Annotated in this window: 12 protein-coding genes; 7 read left to right on the top strand and 5 right to left on the bottom strand. The window is 67.0% G+C overall.

The features are described from left to right. Nucleotides 1-134 precede the first annotated feature (134 nt). From ADE01S_RS07935 to ADE01S_RS07925, 3 genes are all read right to left on the bottom strand, one after another. Complete coding sequence (locus tag ADE01S_RS07935) at nt 135-1,319, bottom strand: MFS transporter (protein WP_062681145.1); 1,185 nt, start codon at nt 1,317-1,319, stop codon at nt 135-137. 98 nt (nt 1,320-1,417) lie between these two features. Next, a complete protein-coding gene (locus ADE01S_RS07930; protein ID WP_062681144.1) occupies nt 1,418-1,924 on the bottom strand; it encodes a hypothetical protein in 507 nt (168 codons plus the stop codon). Nucleotides 1,925-2,113: 189 nt separating this feature from the next. After that, on the bottom strand, nt 2,114-3,013 hold the full coding sequence (locus ADE01S_RS07925; protein WP_062681143.1) for a LysR family transcriptional regulator: 900 nt from the start codon (nt 3,011-3,013) through the stop codon (nt 2,114-2,116). An 85-nt stretch (nt 3,014-3,098) separates the two neighbouring features. On the opposite strand from ADE01S_RS07925, the gene ADE01S_RS07920 reads away from it, so the two are divergent. Both ADE01S_RS07920 and ADE01S_RS07915 read left to right on the top strand, forming a co-directional pair. After that, nucleotides 3,099-3,947 (top strand): alpha/beta hydrolase, encoded by an 849-nt coding sequence (locus ADE01S_RS07920; protein ID WP_062681142.1) that lies wholly within the window; start codon nt 3,099-3,101, stop codon nt 3,945-3,947. 47 nt (nt 3,948-3,994) lie between these two features. Then, nucleotides 3,995-4,960, top strand: a complete 966-nt coding sequence (locus ADE01S_RS07915) for a Bug family tripartite tricarboxylate transporter substrate binding protein (RefSeq protein ID WP_062681141.1) — start codon at nt 3,995-3,997, stop codon at nt 4,958-4,960. A gap of 58 nt (nt 4,961-5,018) precedes the next feature. Here the strand turns inward: ADE01S_RS07915 and ADE01S_RS07910 are convergent, their stop codons facing one another. Continuing rightward, the gene (locus ADE01S_RS07910; protein ID WP_008159001.1) at nt 5,019-5,468 is read right to left on the bottom strand and encodes an Lrp/AsnC family transcriptional regulator; all 450 of its coding nucleotides are present in this window, start codon (nt 5,466-5,468) and stop codon (nt 5,019-5,021) included. A 128-nt stretch (nt 5,469-5,596) separates the two neighbouring features. Here ADE01S_RS07910 and ADE01S_RS07905 point away from each other — a divergent pair, with 128 nt between their 5' ends. From ADE01S_RS07905 to ADE01S_RS07885, 5 genes are all read left to right on the top strand, one after another. Next, complete coding sequence (locus ADE01S_RS07905) at nt 5,597-9,103, top strand: indolepyruvate ferredoxin oxidoreductase family protein (protein ID WP_062681140.1); 3,507 nt, start codon at nt 5,597-5,599, stop codon at nt 9,101-9,103. A 303-nt stretch (nt 9,104-9,406) separates the two neighbouring features. Next, nucleotides 9,407-12,334: a ribonucleoside-diphosphate reductase subunit alpha gene (locus tag ADE01S_RS07900; protein ID WP_062681139.1), complete on the top strand. Its 2,928-nt coding sequence runs from the start codon at nt 9,407-9,409 to the stop codon at nt 12,332-12,334. Between the two features lie 20 nt (nt 12,335-12,354). Continuing rightward, nucleotides 12,355-13,554: a ribonucleotide-diphosphate reductase subunit beta gene (locus ADE01S_RS07895; RefSeq protein ID WP_062681138.1), complete on the top strand. Its 1,200-nt coding sequence runs from the start codon at nt 12,355-12,357 to the stop codon at nt 13,552-13,554. A gap of 354 nt (nt 13,555-13,908) precedes the next feature. Beyond that, nucleotides 13,909-14,598, top strand: coding sequence for a histone H1-like DNA-binding protein (locus tag ADE01S_RS07890; RefSeq protein ID WP_062681137.1), 690 nt, complete (start codon nt 13,909-13,911; stop codon nt 14,596-14,598). 221 nt (nt 14,599-14,819) lie between these two features. Beyond that, nucleotides 14,820-15,380 carry a YggT family protein gene (locus tag ADE01S_RS07885; protein ID WP_062681136.1) on the top strand — a complete coding sequence of 187 codons (561 nt, stop codon included), beginning with the start codon at nt 14,820-14,822 and terminating at the stop codon, nt 15,378-15,380. A 28-nt stretch (nt 15,381-15,408) separates the two neighbouring features. On the opposite strand, the gene ADE01S_RS07880 is transcribed toward ADE01S_RS07885, so the two are convergent. Next, a complete protein-coding gene (locus ADE01S_RS07880) occupies nt 15,409-16,860 on the bottom strand; it encodes a D-alanine--poly(phosphoribitol) ligase (RefSeq protein ID WP_062681135.1) in 1,452 nt (483 codons plus the stop codon). Nucleotides 16,861-16,876: the final 16 nt, after the last annotated feature.

Here is a 16,876-nt window from a genome sequence, read left to right as displayed (position 1 = left end):
CCAGCGCGCGAAACCCATGCGGCCGTGGGCAGACAGTGCCCAGCGCCGGCCGGAAAACATCCTCTTGCGGCCGCATGGGTTTCGCGCGCTGGATACTTGAGTTCTTGGTTAAGAACTCTCGCGCTCCACCCATCCTACGGGCGGCGTTTCAACGCGCCCGCGAAGAAGCCGCCTAGCAGCGGCAGCAGCACGGCCGAGCCGCCGAACAACGCGGGCGGCCCGATCTCATCGACCACCGCGCCGGCCAGGGCCACGCCGGCCGCCTGGCCCATGAAGAGGCAGGACGCGAACCAGGCCACCGCCGTGCCCCGCGCCGAGGGCACCATCTGGGTCGCATTGGTCTGCAGGGTGGCGTGCAGCAGGTAATAGCCGAAGCCGGCCAGCACGCTGGCCAGCAGGCTCCACATCCAGACCGGCCCGAGCAGATACGACAGGAACGCCACGCCCAGGACCAGGCCGCCGGCGATCGCCAGGCCGCGTTCGCCCAGGCGCTTCAGGATGCGCCCGGCCACGACCGTGTAGATCAGGCCGCCCACCGCGTAGACGGCCACCAGGGCGCCAGCGGCGGTGAGCGAGATGCCGAAGCGCTCATGCAGGTAGGACGGCGCGAAAGCCAGGGCGCCGAAGACCAGCAGGCCCTCGACGAAGACGGTCGCCAGCACCACGCGCGCCCAGGGCGTGCCCAGCACCAGCCGCGCCTGCGCCACGAAGCCCTGCTTCGCCGCGCCCGGATCGACCTGCCCCAGGCCCGAGGCACGCTGGCGCCGCACTTCCATCAGCAGCAGCACGCCCACTATCAGGTAACCGCAGACCAGCGCGGCGAACGCCCAGCGCCAGCCCACCGTGTCGGCGAACAGGCCGCCGGCCAGCTGGCCGGCCGACATGCCCAGGATAGTGCCGGTCAGGAAGCGCGCCAGGGTGGCCTGGCGGCGCTCGTACGGCACGTTGTCGCCGATCCAGGCCATCGACAGCGGCACGATGCCGGCCCCCGCCGCGCCCGACAGCACGCGGCAGAACACCAGCACGTCCAGGGATCCGGCCACCACGGCGCCGGCGCTGCCCAGCGCGCAGGCGAAGGTCGCCACGCTGACGACGCGGTACTTGCCGTAGCGGTCGCCCAGCGGGCCGAAAAACATCTGGAGCACGCCGTAGGCCACGGCGAACGCGGTCACGGCGCGCGCGGCCTGCCCCGTGGTGGTGCCGAATTCCGCCGCCAGCTGCGGCAACATGGGATCACAAATGCGGAACGCGCTGGCGCTGACGAAGGCGGCCAGGGCAAGCAGCGCGATGGCGCGCGCTTCGGAGGACAGGGCGGGCATGGATTACCGGCAGCAGGTCAATGGGCGAAGACCGCACCTTACCGCAGCCCGGCCGACTTGGCGAAACCGCCGGGCGAAGTGTCCGCCTGGCGCGCCTGTCAGTACGGCAGCCGATAGCCCGCCGGCATGCGGCGGGCGGTCACGAGCTGGCCGCCGGATTTCATTTCGCGCAGCGTCAGCTTGGCCTGCTCCACGCGCTCGACGCGGTAGCGGTTGAGATAGATCGGGTCCTTGGTGTCGACGAGCTCGCCGTTGGACTTGGTAGTCTGCATCGTGTAGACGCCATCCACCACGCTCCAGCACCCCGTCTCACGCAGCGCGGGGCGCGTCTTGCGGCCGATCTTCAACTGGGTTTCGTAGGACATCGAGCCGTCGGCCGACAGGATCGTCAGCGCCTGGAATTCGCCGCTGACGTCGCGCGGCTTCGAATTCGAAAGCCAGGTGCCTACCATCGGATCGCCGCCCTTGGCGGGCACGCATGCCAGCGGTTTGGGGGGCTCGGCCGGCTGGGCCTCGGTGATGGTGGCGGACTTCCTGGCGGCGCAGCCTGCCAGGATCAGAACGGCGCAGGCGATGCCCGCCGAACGCAAATACACACTGCTCATGACTTCCTCAACACGTCTGTCGACGCGCCGCGCCGATCACACCGGCACCTTCCTCGCGCAGCAAACACTCCGCACTCTAAAGAGCCGATAGGGAAGAATCAACGGCGATCCGCGCGAAGTGCATTTGCGCAACAGTCCGCGCCGGAAAGGGCCGGCTTTAGCGCTGTAAACCGCAAAAATGCGTTGGTTTCAAGCGACACCGCGTCCGCTGCGGGACGCCTTCGCGCGCAGCATTTCCTCCATGCGCGCGGCCGCCGGCGACAGGCTGCGGCCGGCCAGCCGGAGGATGCCCAGTTCGCGCTCGATGCGCGGCCGCGCCAGCGGCACGAACGCCAGCCCGGGCGAGTCGGGCGGCACGCCCAGCCGCGCCAGCACGGTCACGCCCACGCCTCGCTCCAGCATCGCCAGCAGCGACATCATGTTGGACACGAACACCTGCCGGTCCAGCATGAAGGCGGCTTGCGGATAGCCGGCAAGCTGGCGGTGCGCGATGGTGCCCACCAGCGGCAGGTCCGCGATCTCGCGCCACGTCACGGACTTGCGCGCGGCCAGCGGATGGCCGCGGTGGCACACCAGCCCGAACGCGTCGCGCAGCAGAGGTTCGAACGCCAGCCGACGGTCCCGCGATACCTGGCTGCACACGCCCAGTTCGGCCTCGCCGGCCAACACCATGCGCTCGACGCCTTCGGAGTTGTCGTCGAACAGGCGCAAGGCCACCGCCGGATAGCGTTCGCGGTAGGCGGCCACCAGTTCGGGCAGCCAGTGGGTGGCCACGGTGGCGACCGAGGCCATCGCCAGCGTGCCCGCGCCGCTGCTGGCCAGCCCCGCGAGCGCGCCGGCCACGCGATCGTGGTGCTCCACCAGTTCGCGCGCCAGCGGCAGGCAATCCTGGCCGAAGCGCGTCAGCGTATTGCGGTTGCCGCGCTCGAACAGCGGCTGGCCCAGCCGCTGCTCCATTTCGCGGATGGACAGGGACAGCGCCGGCTGCGAACGGAACGCGCGCGCCGCCGCCGCGCGGAAACTGCGCAGTTCGGCCACGAGCAGGAAATGCCGGTAGTGCGCGATGGACAGGTCGGGCAAGGAAGCCATGCGAGGGCCTGATTTGAAAAGCTTATCGAAGCATAGGAAAAATAAAGTTTTCTGATCATAGGCCGGCACTTAAGATGGCCGCAAGATGAACACCGCCGCCCCCCGCATCCCCCTCCTCGACGCCAGCGCGGATCCGCTGGACTTCAGCCTGGCCGACAGCCTGCCCGCCCTCCCCGCCGGCCGCGGCCGCCTGGTCCTGGGCGCCGCGCCGCCGGACGGCCGGCCCGGCCTGCTGTTCGTGCCGGGCGCCTACCACGGCGCCTGGTGCTACGCGCATTACCTGGCGTACTTCGCCGCCGCCGGCCTGGCCTGCGCGGCCCTGGACGTGCGCGGCCATGGCGCGTTGGCGCAGGACGCGACCTTCCCGTCCACCACCATCGCCGACCTGGGCCAGGACGTGGCCGACGCGCTGGACGCGCTGGCGGGCCCCGTCGTGGTGGTCGGCCACAGCATGGGCGCCCTGCCGGCGCTGCTGGCCGCGCGCCGGCGGCCGGTGGCCGGCGTCGTGCTGCTGGCGCCCTCGCCTCCCGGCGACCTGCCCGGTGCGCTGGCCCTGCCGCCCGTTCCCCTCTTGGCGCCCCGCCAACCGCCGGGTGCCGCCGAGATCCGCGCCCGCTTCCTCGCCACCGCGCCCGACCGCGACGTCGACGCCGTGGTCCGCCGCCTGCGCGCCGAAAGCCCGCAGGTGCTCAACGACCGGTATCTGCTGCGCGTGGCGCTCGGGGATGCTCCCATTGGCGCGCCCGGCCTGTGCCTGGAGGCCGGCCTGGACACCCATGACCGGCATCCGCCGGGACAGGACCGGGCGATCGCCCGGCGCTTTGGCTTTTCCCATGCCGTGCTTGCCCGGCAGCCGCACTGCATGATGTACGCGGACAACTGGCAAGCAAGCGCCGACGCCATCCTGGCCTGGCATCGCGCGCAATTCGGCTGACAACGACAACAGCGCAAGAACGCGCAAGAACGCAACAGGAGACAAGCATGTCCATTTCCCGCCTACTCCGTCCGGCGCTGATCGGCGCCGGCCTGCTGCTGGCCGCCTCGGCGCAGGCTGCCGGCTGGCCCGAGAAGCCCGTGACGCTCATCGTGCCGTCGGCCGCCGGCGGCGCCGCCGACCTGACCGCCCGCACCTTCGCCCAGTTCCTCGGCGAAAAGACAGGGCAGACCGTGGTGGTCGAGGACCGCCCCGGCGCCGGCGGCATCGTCGGCACCAACGCCGCCCGCAATGCGGCCCCGGACGGCTATACCTTCCTCTTGTCCACGAACTCCACCCACGCCGCCAACCAGTTCCTGTACAAAAGCCTGCCCTACGACGCGCAGAAGGATTTCCGGCAGGTCGGCCTGCTGGGCACCTTCGGCACGGTGGGCGTGGTGGCGCCGGGCAGCCCGTACCGCAGCGTGCCCGAGCTGGTCGAATACGCCAGGAAGCATCCCGGCGAAGTCTTCTTCGGCTACTACAGCTCGTCCTCCCAGGTGCCCTCGGAACTGTTCAAGCAGCGCGCCGGCATCGAAATCACCGGCGCGGCCTACAAGAACATCACGCAGATCATCACCGACCTGCGCAGCAAGCAGATCAGTTTCGCCTTCGTGGACTACCTGACCGCCATGGGCCAGATCGACGGCAAGGGGCTGATCCCCATCGCCGTCACGGGCGCGCAGCCGCAAGCAGCCTGGCCCGACGTGCCGACCATGGCGACCTACTATCCGGATTTCGTCGTGGCCGGCTGGCTGGGCCTGTCCGCTCCCGCGGGCACGCCGTCGGACATCGTGGAGAAGATGAACGCCTACCTGCAGGCGGCGGTCAAGGACGACGCCACGGCCGGCAAACTGCGCGCGCTCGGCCTGACGCCCGAATCGATGGACGTGGCGCGCTTCGATGCCTTCGTGAAGGAAGACACCGCGCGCTGGAAGGAGTGGATCCGCATCTCGGGCATCCAACCCCAATAAACCGCCCGCCCGCCGCCGGACGCGCCTTCTCTATATAGATAGGGAAGGCGCGCGCCGCCTAGAGCGGCAGGCGCTGCTCGTGCTTGATTTCGCGCAGCGCCACGATGGTGCGCGTCTGGCGGATGCCCGGCATATTGAAGAGGAACCGGTGCAGGAAGCGGTCGTAGGCCTCGGGGCTTTCGACCAGGATCTTCAGGAGGAAGTCCGAATCCCCGGTCACCGCGTAGCACTCCAGGATCTCGGGCGCGTCGCGCACCGAACGCTCGAAGTTCTCCACCGTGTTCGCGGAATGCCGCTCCAGGCTGATCTGCGCGAACATGCAGCCCAGCCCCACCTTGCTGCGGTCCACCTGGGCGCTGTACCCCTGGATCACGCCGCTCGCTTCCATCGCCTTCACCCGCCGCCACACCGGCGCGGCCGACAGGCCGACCTTCTCCGACAGCTGCTGCGCCGAGGCCCGGCCATCCTCCTGCAACGCCTTAAGGATGCCGATATCGGTCTTGTCCATCACTTTGTCTCCTGGTTTTGACGAGTACGAAACGTTTATTTCGAATTATAGGGATAGCACGATCCAAAAACGCAATAAACCTGATGCCTCGCGAACCTATCATGGTGCCGAAACCAGGAGCATTTATCATGGACGGCACCCCCGCCCCCGAACCCGAGCTGGATCTCGACTACCAGCTGGCCGACAACCTCACCCGGACATCCGGGCGCATCTTCCTCACCGGCACGCAGGCGCTGGTGCGCATTATGCTCACCCAGCGCCGGCGCGACCGCGAGCGCGGCCTGAACACGGCCGGCTTCGTGTCGGGCTACCGCGGCTCCCCGCTGGGCGGGGTGGACATGGCCATGTGGAAGGCCCAGAAGGCGCTGGACGCCAACCAGATCAGCTTTCTGCCCGGCATCAACGAAGACATGGCGGCCACCGCCGTCATGGGCACGCAGCAGGCCGGCTTGCGGTCCGACCGCAACGTCGATGGCGTGTTCGCGATGTGGTACGGCAAGGGCCCGGGCGTGGACCGGGCCGGCGACGCGCTGCATCACGGCAATGCCGCGGGGGCATCGCGCCAGGGCGGCGTGCTGGTGGTGGTGGGCGACGACCACACCGCCGTCTCGTCTTCGATCCCGCACGCCAGCGAGGCCTCGCTGATCGGCTGGCAGATGCCCATCGTGCATCCCGCCTCCATCGACGAATACGAAACCTTCGCGCTGTGGGGCTGGGCCCTGTCGCGCTACTCGGGCACCTGGGTCGCCTTCAAGGCGGTGTCGGAAACCATCGAAAGCGGGCACTCGTTCACGCCGGCGCCGCTGGCCTCGTACGACATGCCGGACGATCCGGACCTCCCGCCCGAATCGCTGGAATACTCCGCGCGCGACTTCCTCTCCCTGGCCGTCGAGACGCGCATGAACCTGCGCATGAAGGCGGTCGCCGCGTTCGCGCGGCGCCACAGCATCGACCGCCTGGCCTGTCCGGCGCCCAAGGCCGCCGTCGGCATCGTCACGGTGGGCAAGGCGCACCTGGACACGATGGAAGCGCTGGCGCGCCTGGGCGTGGACACCGTCACCGCGAACGCGCCGGTCCGAATCTACAAGCCCGGCCTGACCTGGCCGCTGGACGCCGGCCGCCTGCAGGACTTCGCGCGCGGCCTCTCGCACATTCTGGTGATCGAGGAAAAGGGCGCGGTGGTCGAAAGCCAGATCAAGGATCTGCTGTTCAATCTGCCGGAGCGTCCCACCGTCATCGGCAAGAAGGGCCTGGACGGCGAGCCGCTGGTGCCCTCCGCCGGCCAATTGCGCCCGTCCCTGCTGGCGCAGCCGCTCGCCGCCTGGCTCAGCCGCGCCGCCGGCCTGCCGCTGGCGGTGGACCTGGCCGCGTTCGCCTGCCAGGCCCCGCTGTCCAATGACGCCGACGGCATGCGCCGCCGCCCCTACTTCTGTTCGGGCTGTCCGCACAGCACTTCGACCAAGGTGCCGGAAGGCAGCCAGGCCCTGTCGGGCGTGGGCTGCCACTACATGGCCGCCTGGATGGACCGCGACACCGGCGGCCTGACGCAGATGGGCGGCGAAGGCGTGGACTGGATCGGCCTGTCGCGCTACACCAAGATGCCGCACATCTTCCAGAACATGGGAGAAGGCACCTACTACCACTCCGGCTATCTTGCCATCCGCCAGGCCGTGGCGGCCAAGGCCAACATCACCTACAAGATCCTGTTCAACGACGCCACGGCCATGACGGGCGGCCAACCCATCGACGGCCCGATCTCGGTGCCCAGCATCTGCCAGCAATTGCGCGGCGAAAACGTGACGCGCATCGTCGTCACCACGGACGAGCCCGAAAAGTACCAGGGCGTGGATCTGGGCCCCGGCATCAAGGTGCACCACCGCCGCGAACTGGACGCCCTGCAGCGCGAGCTGCGCGAGATTCCCGGCGTGACCGTGCTGATCCACGACCAGACCTGCGCCGCCGAAAAGCGCCGCCGCCGCAAGAAGAACCAATTCCCCGACCCGGCGCGCCGCATGCTGATCAACAGCGCCGTCTGCGAAGGCTGCGGCGACTGCGGCGTGCAGTCGAACTGCCTGTCGGTGGTGCCGCTGGAAACGCCCTACGGCCGCAAGCGCGCCATCGACCAGTCGAGCTGCAACAAGGATTATTCCTGCGTGGACGGCTTCTGCCCCAGCTTCGTCTCGGTCATGGGCGGCAAGCCCAGGAAGAGCGCGGCGCCCAAGGCCGACCAGGAGCGCCTGCAGCAGCTGATCGCGCGATTGCCGCTGCCGGCCGCGCCCGCGCTGGACCATCCGTACCGCCTGCTGGTGGCGGGCATGGGGGGCACCGGCGTCATCACCATCGGTGCCATCGTGTCGATGGCGGCGCACCTGGAAGGCCTGTCGGCCGCCGTGCTGGACCTGACCGGCCTGGCGCAGAAGGGCGGGACGGTGGTCAGCCACATCCGGCTGGCGCCTGCCGGCGCGCCGGACGGTCCCGTGCGACTGGACTGGCAGCAGGCGGACGCGGCGATCCTGTGCGATCCCGTGGCCTCCGTGGCGCCGGATTCCCTGGGCGCGCTGCGCCGCGGCCATACGCAGGTCACCGTCAACACCTATGTGGCGCCCGTTTCCGAGTTCACGCGGAACCCGGACGCCGCGATGCGGCCCGAGGCCCTGCTGGCCAAGATCCGCCACGCCGCGGGCGAGTCCAGCACCGCGGAGATCGACGCGCACGCCGCGGCACTGGCGCTGTTCGGCGACAGCATCCTCTCCAATATGTTCATGCTGGGCTATGCGTGGCAGCGCGGCGGCGTGCCGCTGTCGCAGGCCGCCATCTACCGCGCCATCGAGCTCAACGGCGTGGCCGTGGCCGCCAACCGCGCCGCGTTCGACAGCGGCCGCCTGGCCGCCCACCAGCCCGACGCGCTGGAAGACGCGCTGCGGCCCCGGGCCCAGGTGGTGCAACTACACGTGCCCGAGACCTTCGAGCGCGCCGTGGCGCGCCGCATCGAAGACCTGACCGCCTACCAGGACGCGGCCTACGCCCGGACGTTCCAGGAAACCGTCGAAGCCGTGGCGGCCCGCGAGCGCGAACTGGCGCCCGACGCCCGGACCCCGCGCCTGGCGATGGCGGTGGCGCGCGGCCTCTTCAAGCTCATGGCCTACAAGGACGAGTACGAGGTGGCCAGGCTCTACACCGGCGAGTCGTTCCAGGCGCAGTTGAAGGGCCAGTTCGAAGGCGACTACAGCCTGCGCTTCCATATGGCGCCGCCGATCTTCGCCCGCAAGGATCCGCGCACCGGCGTGCCGCGCAAGATGACGCTGGGTCCGCGCACCATGACCGCGCTGAAGGCGCTGGCCCGCCTCAAGGGCTTGCGCGGCACCTGGTTCGATCCCTTCGGCCACACCGCCGAACGCAAGATGGAACGGTCGCTGATCCGCGAATACCGCCAGACCATAGACCAGCTGCTCGCGGGGTTGAACCGGGACAACCTTGCGCAAGCGGCTACAATCGCCGCCCTTGCAGAAACCATCCGCGGCTTCGGCCACGTGAAGGCGGCAAGCGTCGAGAAGTATCGGACGGAGTTGAGCCGCTTGATGCAAAGCTATACGGCGCCTGCCCCGCGCGATATGCCCCTGCGGAAAACCGCATAAACATTCGCTCTGAGCGGCACCGTCCTAGGCGCGCCTTGCTGGGCGCGCCTAGTGCATTTAGTAACAAACTTTTGTGAACTTCGTCTTATCTTCTTCTTGTCCGTGTCGTACACGATCACTAGAATTAGTGTCCATCGAGGGATGCTACACTATATGTTGTGGTCGCCTAAGCGCTGATTCCCGTCAGCCACGCCCTTTGGACTAGGCCGTCCAGGCGTCGCGATTCCCCTCAAAAGACCCGATTTCGTACCGGACATGACTCCGTCATGTCGTTATCTACGCGCTTTTCGCACAGGAGCTTCCATGCAGACTACGATCGCCTCTGTGACCCGGCCTACGGCCGTGCCGCCCTCGCAAACCGACTCCCCCGCCGCCGACAGCGGCCAATGGGCCAGCTACAACATCATTCGCCGCAATGGCTCGGTGGTCGGGTTCGAACCCAACAAGATCGCCATCGCCATGACCAAGGCGTTCCTGGCCGTGAACGGCGGCCAGGGCGCGGCGTCCGCCCGCGTGCGCGAACTGGTGGAAACGCTGACCACCCAGGTCGTCAACGCCCTGGTGCGCAACCGTCCCGGTGGCGGCACCTTCCATATTGAAGACGTCCAGGACCAGGTCGAACTGGCGCTGATGCGCTCGGGCGAGCACGACGTCGCCCGCTCCTATGTGCTGTACCGCGAGAAGCGCACGCAGGAACGCGCCGCGGCCGCCGCCGCCGAAGGCCAGGAAAAGGCCGCCGCCGCCCCGCAGGAGCACACGCTGAACGTGACCGACGCCGGCGTGCGCCGTCCGCTGAACCTGTCCGAGTTGCGCGCCACGATCGAAGCCGCCGGCGAAGGCCTGGCCGAATTCATCGACAGCGAAGCGATCCTGAAGGAAACGGTCAAGAACCTGTACGACGGCATCCCCGTCGACGAAGTGTTCAAGTCCGCCATCCTGTCGGCGCGCGCGCTGGTCGAGAAGGACCCGGCCTACAGCCAGGTCACCGCCCGCCTGCTGCTGCACACGATCCGCAAGGAAGTGCTGGGCGAGGAAGTCTCGCAGGACGGCATGGCCGCCCGCTACGCGGAATACTTCCCCACCTTCATCGCGCGCGGCATCGAAGGCGGCCTGCTGTCGCCCGAACTGGCCAACTACGATCTGACCAAGCTGGGCCACGCCCTGAACGCCAAGCGCGACCTGCAGTTCGGCTACCTCGGCCTGCAGACCCTGTACGACCGCTACTTCCTGCACATCCGCGGCACCCGCATCGAATTGCCGCAGGTCTTCTTCATGCGCGTGGCCATGGGCCTGGCGCTGCGCGAATCCGACCGCGAAGCCCGCGCCATCGAGTTCTACGAGATCCTGTCCTCGTTCGACTTCATGAGCTCGACCCCGACGCTGTTCAACTCCGGCACCCTGCACTCGCAGTTGTCGTCGTGCTACCTGACCACCGTCTCGGACGACCTGGAAGGCATCTACGACGCCATCAAGGAAAACGCGCTGCTGGCCAAGTACGCCGGCGGCCTGGGCAACGACTGGACCCCGGTGCGCGCGCTGCGCAGCCACATCAAGGGCACCAACGGCGAAAGCCAGGGCGTCGTGCCGTTCCTGAAGGTCGTCAACGACACCGCCGTGGCGGTGAACCAGGGCGGCAAGCGCAAGGGCGCCGTGTGCACGTACCTGGAAACGTGGCACCTGGATATCGAAGAATTCCTGGAACTGCGCAAGAACACCGGCGACGAACGCCGTCGCACCCACGACATGAACACGGCGAACTGGATTCCCGACCTGTTCATGAAGCGCGTCATGGAAGGCGGCGAATGGACCCTGTTCTCGCCGTCCGACTGCCCCGACCTGCACGACAAGGTCGGCCAGGAGTTCGAGAAGGCCTACGTCGGCTATGAATCCAAGGTCGCCAGCGGCGAGCTGAAGCTCTTCAAGAAGATGCCGGCGCTCACCCTGTGGCGCAAGATGCTGTCGATGCTGTTCGAAACCGGCCACCCGTGGATCACCTTCAAGGATCCGTGCAACATCCGTTCGCCGCAGCAGCACGTGGGCGTCGTCCACAGCTCGAACCTGTGCACCGAGATCACGCTGAACACGAACGAATCCGAAATCGCCGTTTGCAACCTGGGTTCCGTGAACCTGGTCGCGCACATGAAGCCGGCCGCCGGCGGCGGATTCGAACTCGACCACGACAAGATCAAGCGCACGGTGCGCATCGCCATGCGCATGCTCGACAACGTGATCGACATCAACTACTACGCCGTCGAGAAGGCCCGCAATTCCAACGCGCGCCATCGTCCGGTGGGCATGGGCATCATGGGCTTCCAGGATTGCCTGCAGATGATGCGCGTGCCTTACGCTTCGCAAGCCGCCATCGAATTCGCCGACCGCTCGATGGAAGCCGTGTGCTATCACGCGTACTGGGCGTCGAGCCTGCTCGCCGAAGAGCGCGGCCGCTATCAATCGTATGAAGGCTCGCTGTGGTCGCGCGGCATCCTGCCGCAAGACACGTTGAAGATGCTGCGCGACGAGCGCGGTGGTCACGTCGACGTCGATGAGTCGAGCACGCTCGATTGGGATACGTTGCGCGCGCGCATCAAAGAACATGGCATGCGCAACTCCAATTGCATCGCAATCGCCCCAACCGCGACTATTTCCAATATCATTGGTGTATCTGCGTGCATCGAACCCACTTTCCAGAACTTGTACGTCAAATCGAATCTCTCCGGCGAGTTCACGGTCGTTAACGATTACCTCGTGCGTGACCTGAAGAAACTCGGTCTCTGGGACGAAGTCATGGTCGCCGACCTCAAGTACTTCGACGGCAGCCTGTCCCGCATCGATCGCGTACCTTCCGAACTCCGCGAACTCTACGCCACCGCGTTCGAAGTCGAACCGAGCTGGCTGGTTGAATGCGCGTCGCGTCGCCAGAAATGGATCGATCAAGCCCAGTCGCTGAACATCTACATGGCCGGCGCATCGGGCAAGAAGCTGGACGACACCTACAAGCTGGCTTGGAAGCGCGGCCTGAAGACGACCTACTACCTGCGCACCCTGGGCGCCACCAGCGCCGAGAAGTCCACGGGACGCGGCGGCGAACTGAACGCCGTCAGCGCGGGAGTCCAATCCACGGCGTCGGCCTCGGCTGCCGCACCTGTTTTGCCGGAACCCGAAGTTCTCGGGGCGGTTTGCACCATGCGGCCGGGCGATCCCGGCTTCGAAGAGTGCGAAGCCTGCCAATAACCGCCTCCGGAGAATGAATCATGATTAATTGGGAAGACGACAACATCGCCACGCAACCTGCGCAATCGCCCGCCTCCGCGGCGGGCGGGCAGGCTGCGCCCGCGGCTCGCGCAGCCACCGGCGTATTCGGCGATGCCGCCCTGCCCACGCCCGCAGCGCCTGAACACGCGGCCGGCCTGGCCGTCAGCGGCTCCGCCACCTCGCAACGCGTGAAGGTCGCCGACAAGCGCATCATCAACGGCCAGACGGACGTCAATCAGCTCGTGCCCTTCAAGTACAAGTGGGCATGGGAGAAGTACCTGGCGACTTGCGCCAACCACTGGATGCCGCAAGAGATCAATATGTCGCGCGACATCGCCCTCTGGAAGAACCCGAACGGGCTCACCGAGGACGAGCGCCGCATCGTCAAGCGCAACCTGGGCTTCTTCGTCACGGCCGACTCGCTGGCCGCGAACAACATCGTGCTGGGCACCTACCGCCACATCACGGCGCCCGAGTGCCGCCAGTTCCTGCTGCGCCAGGCGTTCGAGGAAGCGATCCACACGCACGCCTATCAGTACATCGTCGAAAGCCTGGACCTGGACGAGGCGGAGATCTTCAACGCCTACAACGAAGTTCCGTCCATCCGCGCCAAGGACGAGTTCCTGATCCCGTTCATCGACGCGATCGCGGACCCCAACTTCAAGACGGGCACTCCCGAAGCCGACCAGACGCTGCTGAAGTCGCTGATCGTCTTCGCGTGCCTGATGGAAGGCCTGTTCTTCTACGTTGGCTTCACGCAGATCCTGGCGCTGGGCCGCCAGAACAAGATGACCGGCGCCGCCGAGCAGTACATGTACATCCTTCGCGATGAATCCATGCACTGCAACTTCGGCATCGACCTGATCAACACCGTCAAGCTGGAAAATCCGCATCTGTGGACGCCGGAATTCCGCGAAGAAATTCGAGAACTCTTCCGCAAAGCGGTCGAACTCGAATACGCTTACGCCGAAGACACGATGCCGCGCGGCGTGCTGGGCCTGAACGCCCCCATGTTCAAGTCCTATCTGCGCTTCATCGCGAACCGTCGTTGCCAGCAAATCGGTATCGAGCCGCTGTTCCCGCAGGAAGAAAATCCCTTCCCGTGGATGGCGGAAATGATCGACCTTAAAAAGGAACGCAACTTTTTTGAAACTCGCGTGATCGAATACCAAACCGGTGGCACGCTGAGCTGGGAGTAACGCAGTTCGCCATCGAGCCCGGCGCGGGCACGCCCTTGCACGAAAGGGCGTCGCGTTCGCGACAGGCTTGATGGCGCTCTCCTCGGTCAGGGTGTTCTGGTATTTCGAACACGTAGAACAAGCGGTCGGCAGCCTGTGATCAGGCGCCGACCGGCGCCATTTGAAATGGCTCGCGCCAAAGGAGCGGGGGCCATATCAAATGGCTGTGCCGAATTCATTAGCGCAAACCGTAGTAGCTGTTGCTCGCACAGAACAGCGGCTTGCGCCGATGAATAGCCCGGGCACGGTCCGCCTTGTTGGCGGGTCGGGGCACGGGTTTAAGTTCTGGGACCCCTGAACCTAAGGAGCATGACCATGGCAACAGCCAAGAAAGCCGTAAAGAAAGCGGTGAAAAAGCCCGCCGCCAAGAAGGCAGTAGCGAAGAAGGCCGCTCCGGCCAAGAAAGCTGCCGTCAAGAAGGTAGCCGTCAAGAAAGTCGCCGCCGCCAAGAAACCGGCAGTGAAGAAGGTTGCCGCCAAAAAGCCGGCAGTCAAGAAGGCCGTCGCCAAGAAAGCGGTAGCCAAGAAGGTCGTCGCCAAGAAGGCCGTTGCCAAGAAGGCAGTCGCCAAAAAGGCCGTCGCCAAGAAAGCCGTCGCCAAGAAGGCAGTAGCCAAGAAGGTCGTCGCCAAGAAGGCCGTCGCCAAGAAAGCGGTAGCCAAGAAGGTCGTCGCCAAGAAGGCGGTTGCCAAGAAGGCCGTCGCCAAGAAGGCCGTTGCCAAGAAGGCTCCGGCCGCCAAGAAGGCCGTTGCCAAGAAGGCTCCGGCCGCCAAGAAGGCGCCTGCTGCCAAGAAGGCCGTTGCCAAGAAGGCTCCCGCCGCCAAGAAGGCCCCCGCTGCCGCCAAGCCTGCTGCTGCCAAGAAGCCGGCCGCTGCAAAGAAGCCTGCCGCGAAGAAAGCCGCTCCGAAGAAGCCCGTAACGCCGCCGTCCACGGCTGCCGCCCCGGGCGCGAAGACCGCGCTGAACCCCGCCGCGTCGTGGCCGTTCCCGACCGGTGGCCGTCCCTAATCAGGACGGTTCGAAGCCTTAGCTTCGCGAGAGCCGCCTGGCCCAGGCCAGGCGGCTTTTTTGCGCCCGCGTGACGCGCGCCCGCCGCGCCGCCGGGTCGCCTCCCCCCAAGCGCTTTCGTCCCGGACTACGACCTAGGGCGGATGGCCGCCCCGGCGAGGTGCTTTTTTCACGCTTTAGCGTGCGACAATTGACTCCTCTTTTTCAGGGTGAACGTGTCCATGCTCGGTGAAATCTTCCGCTTCCTTCTCGAAATCGTGTTCACGCTGTTCGGAGCGGCGCTGATTGCCCGCGCCTGGATGCACGCGATACGGCTGCACCCCTTCAACCCGCTTGCCCGCGCGGTCTACCAAGCCACCAACTGGCTGGTGCTGCCCCTGCGCAAGATCATTCCCGCCGGCAACAAGATCGACTGGACGAGCCTGGTCGCCGCGTGGCTGGCCGCGCTGATCTATCTGGTGCTGATCTGGCTGGTGGCGATCGGCGCGCTGATTCCCGTCGAACTGCTGCCCGCGGCCATGGGCTCGGCCCTGATCATGGCCGCCAAATGGGCGCTGAACCTGGTGGTGTGGCTGACGCTGATCCAGGCGGTGCTGTCGTGGGTCAACCCCATGGCGCCCATGATGCCGCTGCTGCAGGCGCTGACCGACCCGATGCTCAACCCCATCCGCCGCATCCTGCCCCGCACCTCGATCGACTTCTCGCCGCTGGTGCTGCTGATCGTGGCGCAGATCGTGCTGATGGTCCTGGCACGCCTGAGCTACGGCATGATGGGCGTGTAAGGCGCGCGGGGCCGCGCCCCGCCCGCTCCTACACCGGAATGGCGGTGTAGATCTCGACCAGCTTCTTGCGGTCGATCTTGTGATTGTTCGACATGGGCAGCGCCGGGCAGGCCACCAGCTCGGACGGCACCATGTAAGGCGGCAGGCGCTGCGCCAGCCGCGCCTTCCAACCCTCCAGCGCCTCCGGCGCCAGCAGGCCCGGCGGCACGTCCGGCGCCGCGGCGCCCGCCACGAAGCCGATCAGGCGGACCGCCGTGCCATCGGGCCGGCGCAGCACCGCGCAGGCGCCCCCTTCCACCCCCGGCAGGCCATGCAGCGCCTCGTCGATCTCGGCCAATTCGATGCGGTAGCCGTTCAGCTTGATCTGGTCGTCGATCCGGCCGCGGCAGAACAGCAGCCCGCCCTCGCCCATCTGCCCCAGGTCGCCGGTGCGGAAAGCCCGGCGGCCGTCGACGTAGGTGTAGAGCTTGGCCTCGTTCAGGTCGGCGCGGTTCAGGTAGCCGCGCATGACATGGTCGCCCACGATGCAGATCTCGCCGCCCTCGTCCACCACCAGCACGCTGTCCGGCTTGGCATGGCCGACCGGCAGCGGATCGTGCGCGGCCAGCACGGCGTCGGTGACTTCGATCCAGGTGGTGGCCACGGTGGCCTCGGTCGGACCGTAGGTGTTGAGGATGACCGCGCCCGGAAAGCGCTGGCGCAGTTTCCTGGCCAGCGCCGCCGGCAGGGGCTCGCCGCAGAAGAGGAATGTGCGCAAGCTGGGCAGCGTGGCCGGCGAGAAGTCGCGGTTGGCCAGCTGCTGGTGGGCGAACGACGGTGTGGAGACCCATACGGTCACGCCGTGTTCCGCCAGGCGGGGAATCCAGGTGCCGGCCGCCGCGATCTGCTCGCGCGCATTCAGCACGCAGCTGCCGCCCGAAGCCAGGGTGGCGAACACCTCGTACATGGAAAGGTCGAAGCTGAACGGCGCCTGGTTCATGAAGACGGGCGCCTCGCCCAGGCCGAAACTGCCCAGCATCCAGTCGCCCAGCAGGCCCACGCTTTCGCGGCCGATCTGCACGCCCTTGGGATCGCCCGTGCTGCCGGAGGTGAACATGACGTAGGCCAGGCCGCGCTCGGCCAGCATCGCCCCCTCGCCCGGCGTGAACGTGCCGGAGGCCGCGTCATAGACGGCGGCGGAGCGCACGATCTCGACGATGCGGCGCAGGCGTTCGGCCGGATAGATGGTGTCGACCGGCACGAACGGCGCGCCGATCAGCAAGGCGCCGACCATGGCGACGAAGAACGACGCTTCTTTGTGGCCGTAGATGGCCACCGGCACGTCGGGCGCGACGCCATGGCGGCGCGCCTCCTCGGCCCAGGCGCCGGCTTCGTCGCGCAGCTGCGCCCACGTCAGGCTGCGATCGGCGGCGGCGACCGCCAGCGCGTCGGGGGCGACATCGGTATCCGTGAACCGGAAGGACTTCAGGTCGAAACGCATGCCGAAACTCCCGGCG

This window comes from Achromobacter denitrificans NBRC 15125, assembly GCF_001571365.1.
GTDB lineage: Bacteria > Pseudomonadota > Gammaproteobacteria > Burkholderiales > Burkholderiaceae_B > Achromobacter > Achromobacter denitrificans.
This window is presented reverse-complemented; position numbering and strand designations above follow the sequence as displayed.

Bases quoted from the DNA above. Each gene is read 5' to 3' on its own strand.
- ADE01S_RS07935 (WP_062681145.1), bottom strand. From the start codon at position 1,319: ATGCCCGCCCTGTCCTCCGAAGCGCGCGCCATCGCGCTGCTTGCCCTG.
- ADE01S_RS07930 (WP_062681144.1), bottom strand. From the start codon at position 1,924: ATGAGCAGTGTGTATTTGCGTTCGGCGGGCATCGCCTGCGCCGTTCTG.
- ADE01S_RS07925 (WP_062681143.1), bottom strand. From the start codon at position 3,013: ATGGCTTCCTTGCCCGACCTGTCCATCGCGCACTACCGGCATTTCCTG.
- ADE01S_RS07920 (WP_062681142.1), top strand. From the start codon at position 3,099: ATGAACACCGCCGCCCCCCGCATCCCCCTCCTCGACGCCAGCGCGGAT.
- ADE01S_RS07915 (WP_062681141.1), top strand. From the start codon at position 3,995: ATGTCCATTTCCCGCCTACTCCGTCCGGCGCTGATCGGCGCCGGCCTG.
- ADE01S_RS07910 (WP_008159001.1), bottom strand. From the start codon at position 5,468: ATGGACAAGACCGATATCGGCATCCTTAAGGCGTTGCAGGAGGATGGC.
- ADE01S_RS07905 (WP_062681140.1), top strand. From the start codon at position 5,597: ATGGACGGCACCCCCGCCCCCGAACCCGAGCTGGATCTCGACTACCAG.
- ADE01S_RS07900 (WP_062681139.1), top strand. From the start codon at position 9,407: ATGCAGACTACGATCGCCTCTGTGACCCGGCCTACGGCCGTGCCGCCC.
- ADE01S_RS07895 (WP_062681138.1), top strand. From the start codon at position 12,355: ATGATTAATTGGGAAGACGACAACATCGCCACGCAACCTGCGCAATCG.
- ADE01S_RS07890 (WP_062681137.1), top strand. From the start codon at position 13,909: ATGGCAACAGCCAAGAAAGCCGTAAAGAAAGCGGTGAAAAAGCCCGCC.
- ADE01S_RS07885 (WP_062681136.1), top strand. From the start codon at position 14,820: ATGCTCGGTGAAATCTTCCGCTTCCTTCTCGAAATCGTGTTCACGCTG.
- ADE01S_RS07880 (WP_062681135.1), bottom strand. From the start codon at position 16,860: ATGCGTTTCGACCTGAAGTCCTTCCGGTTCACGGATACCGATGTCGCC.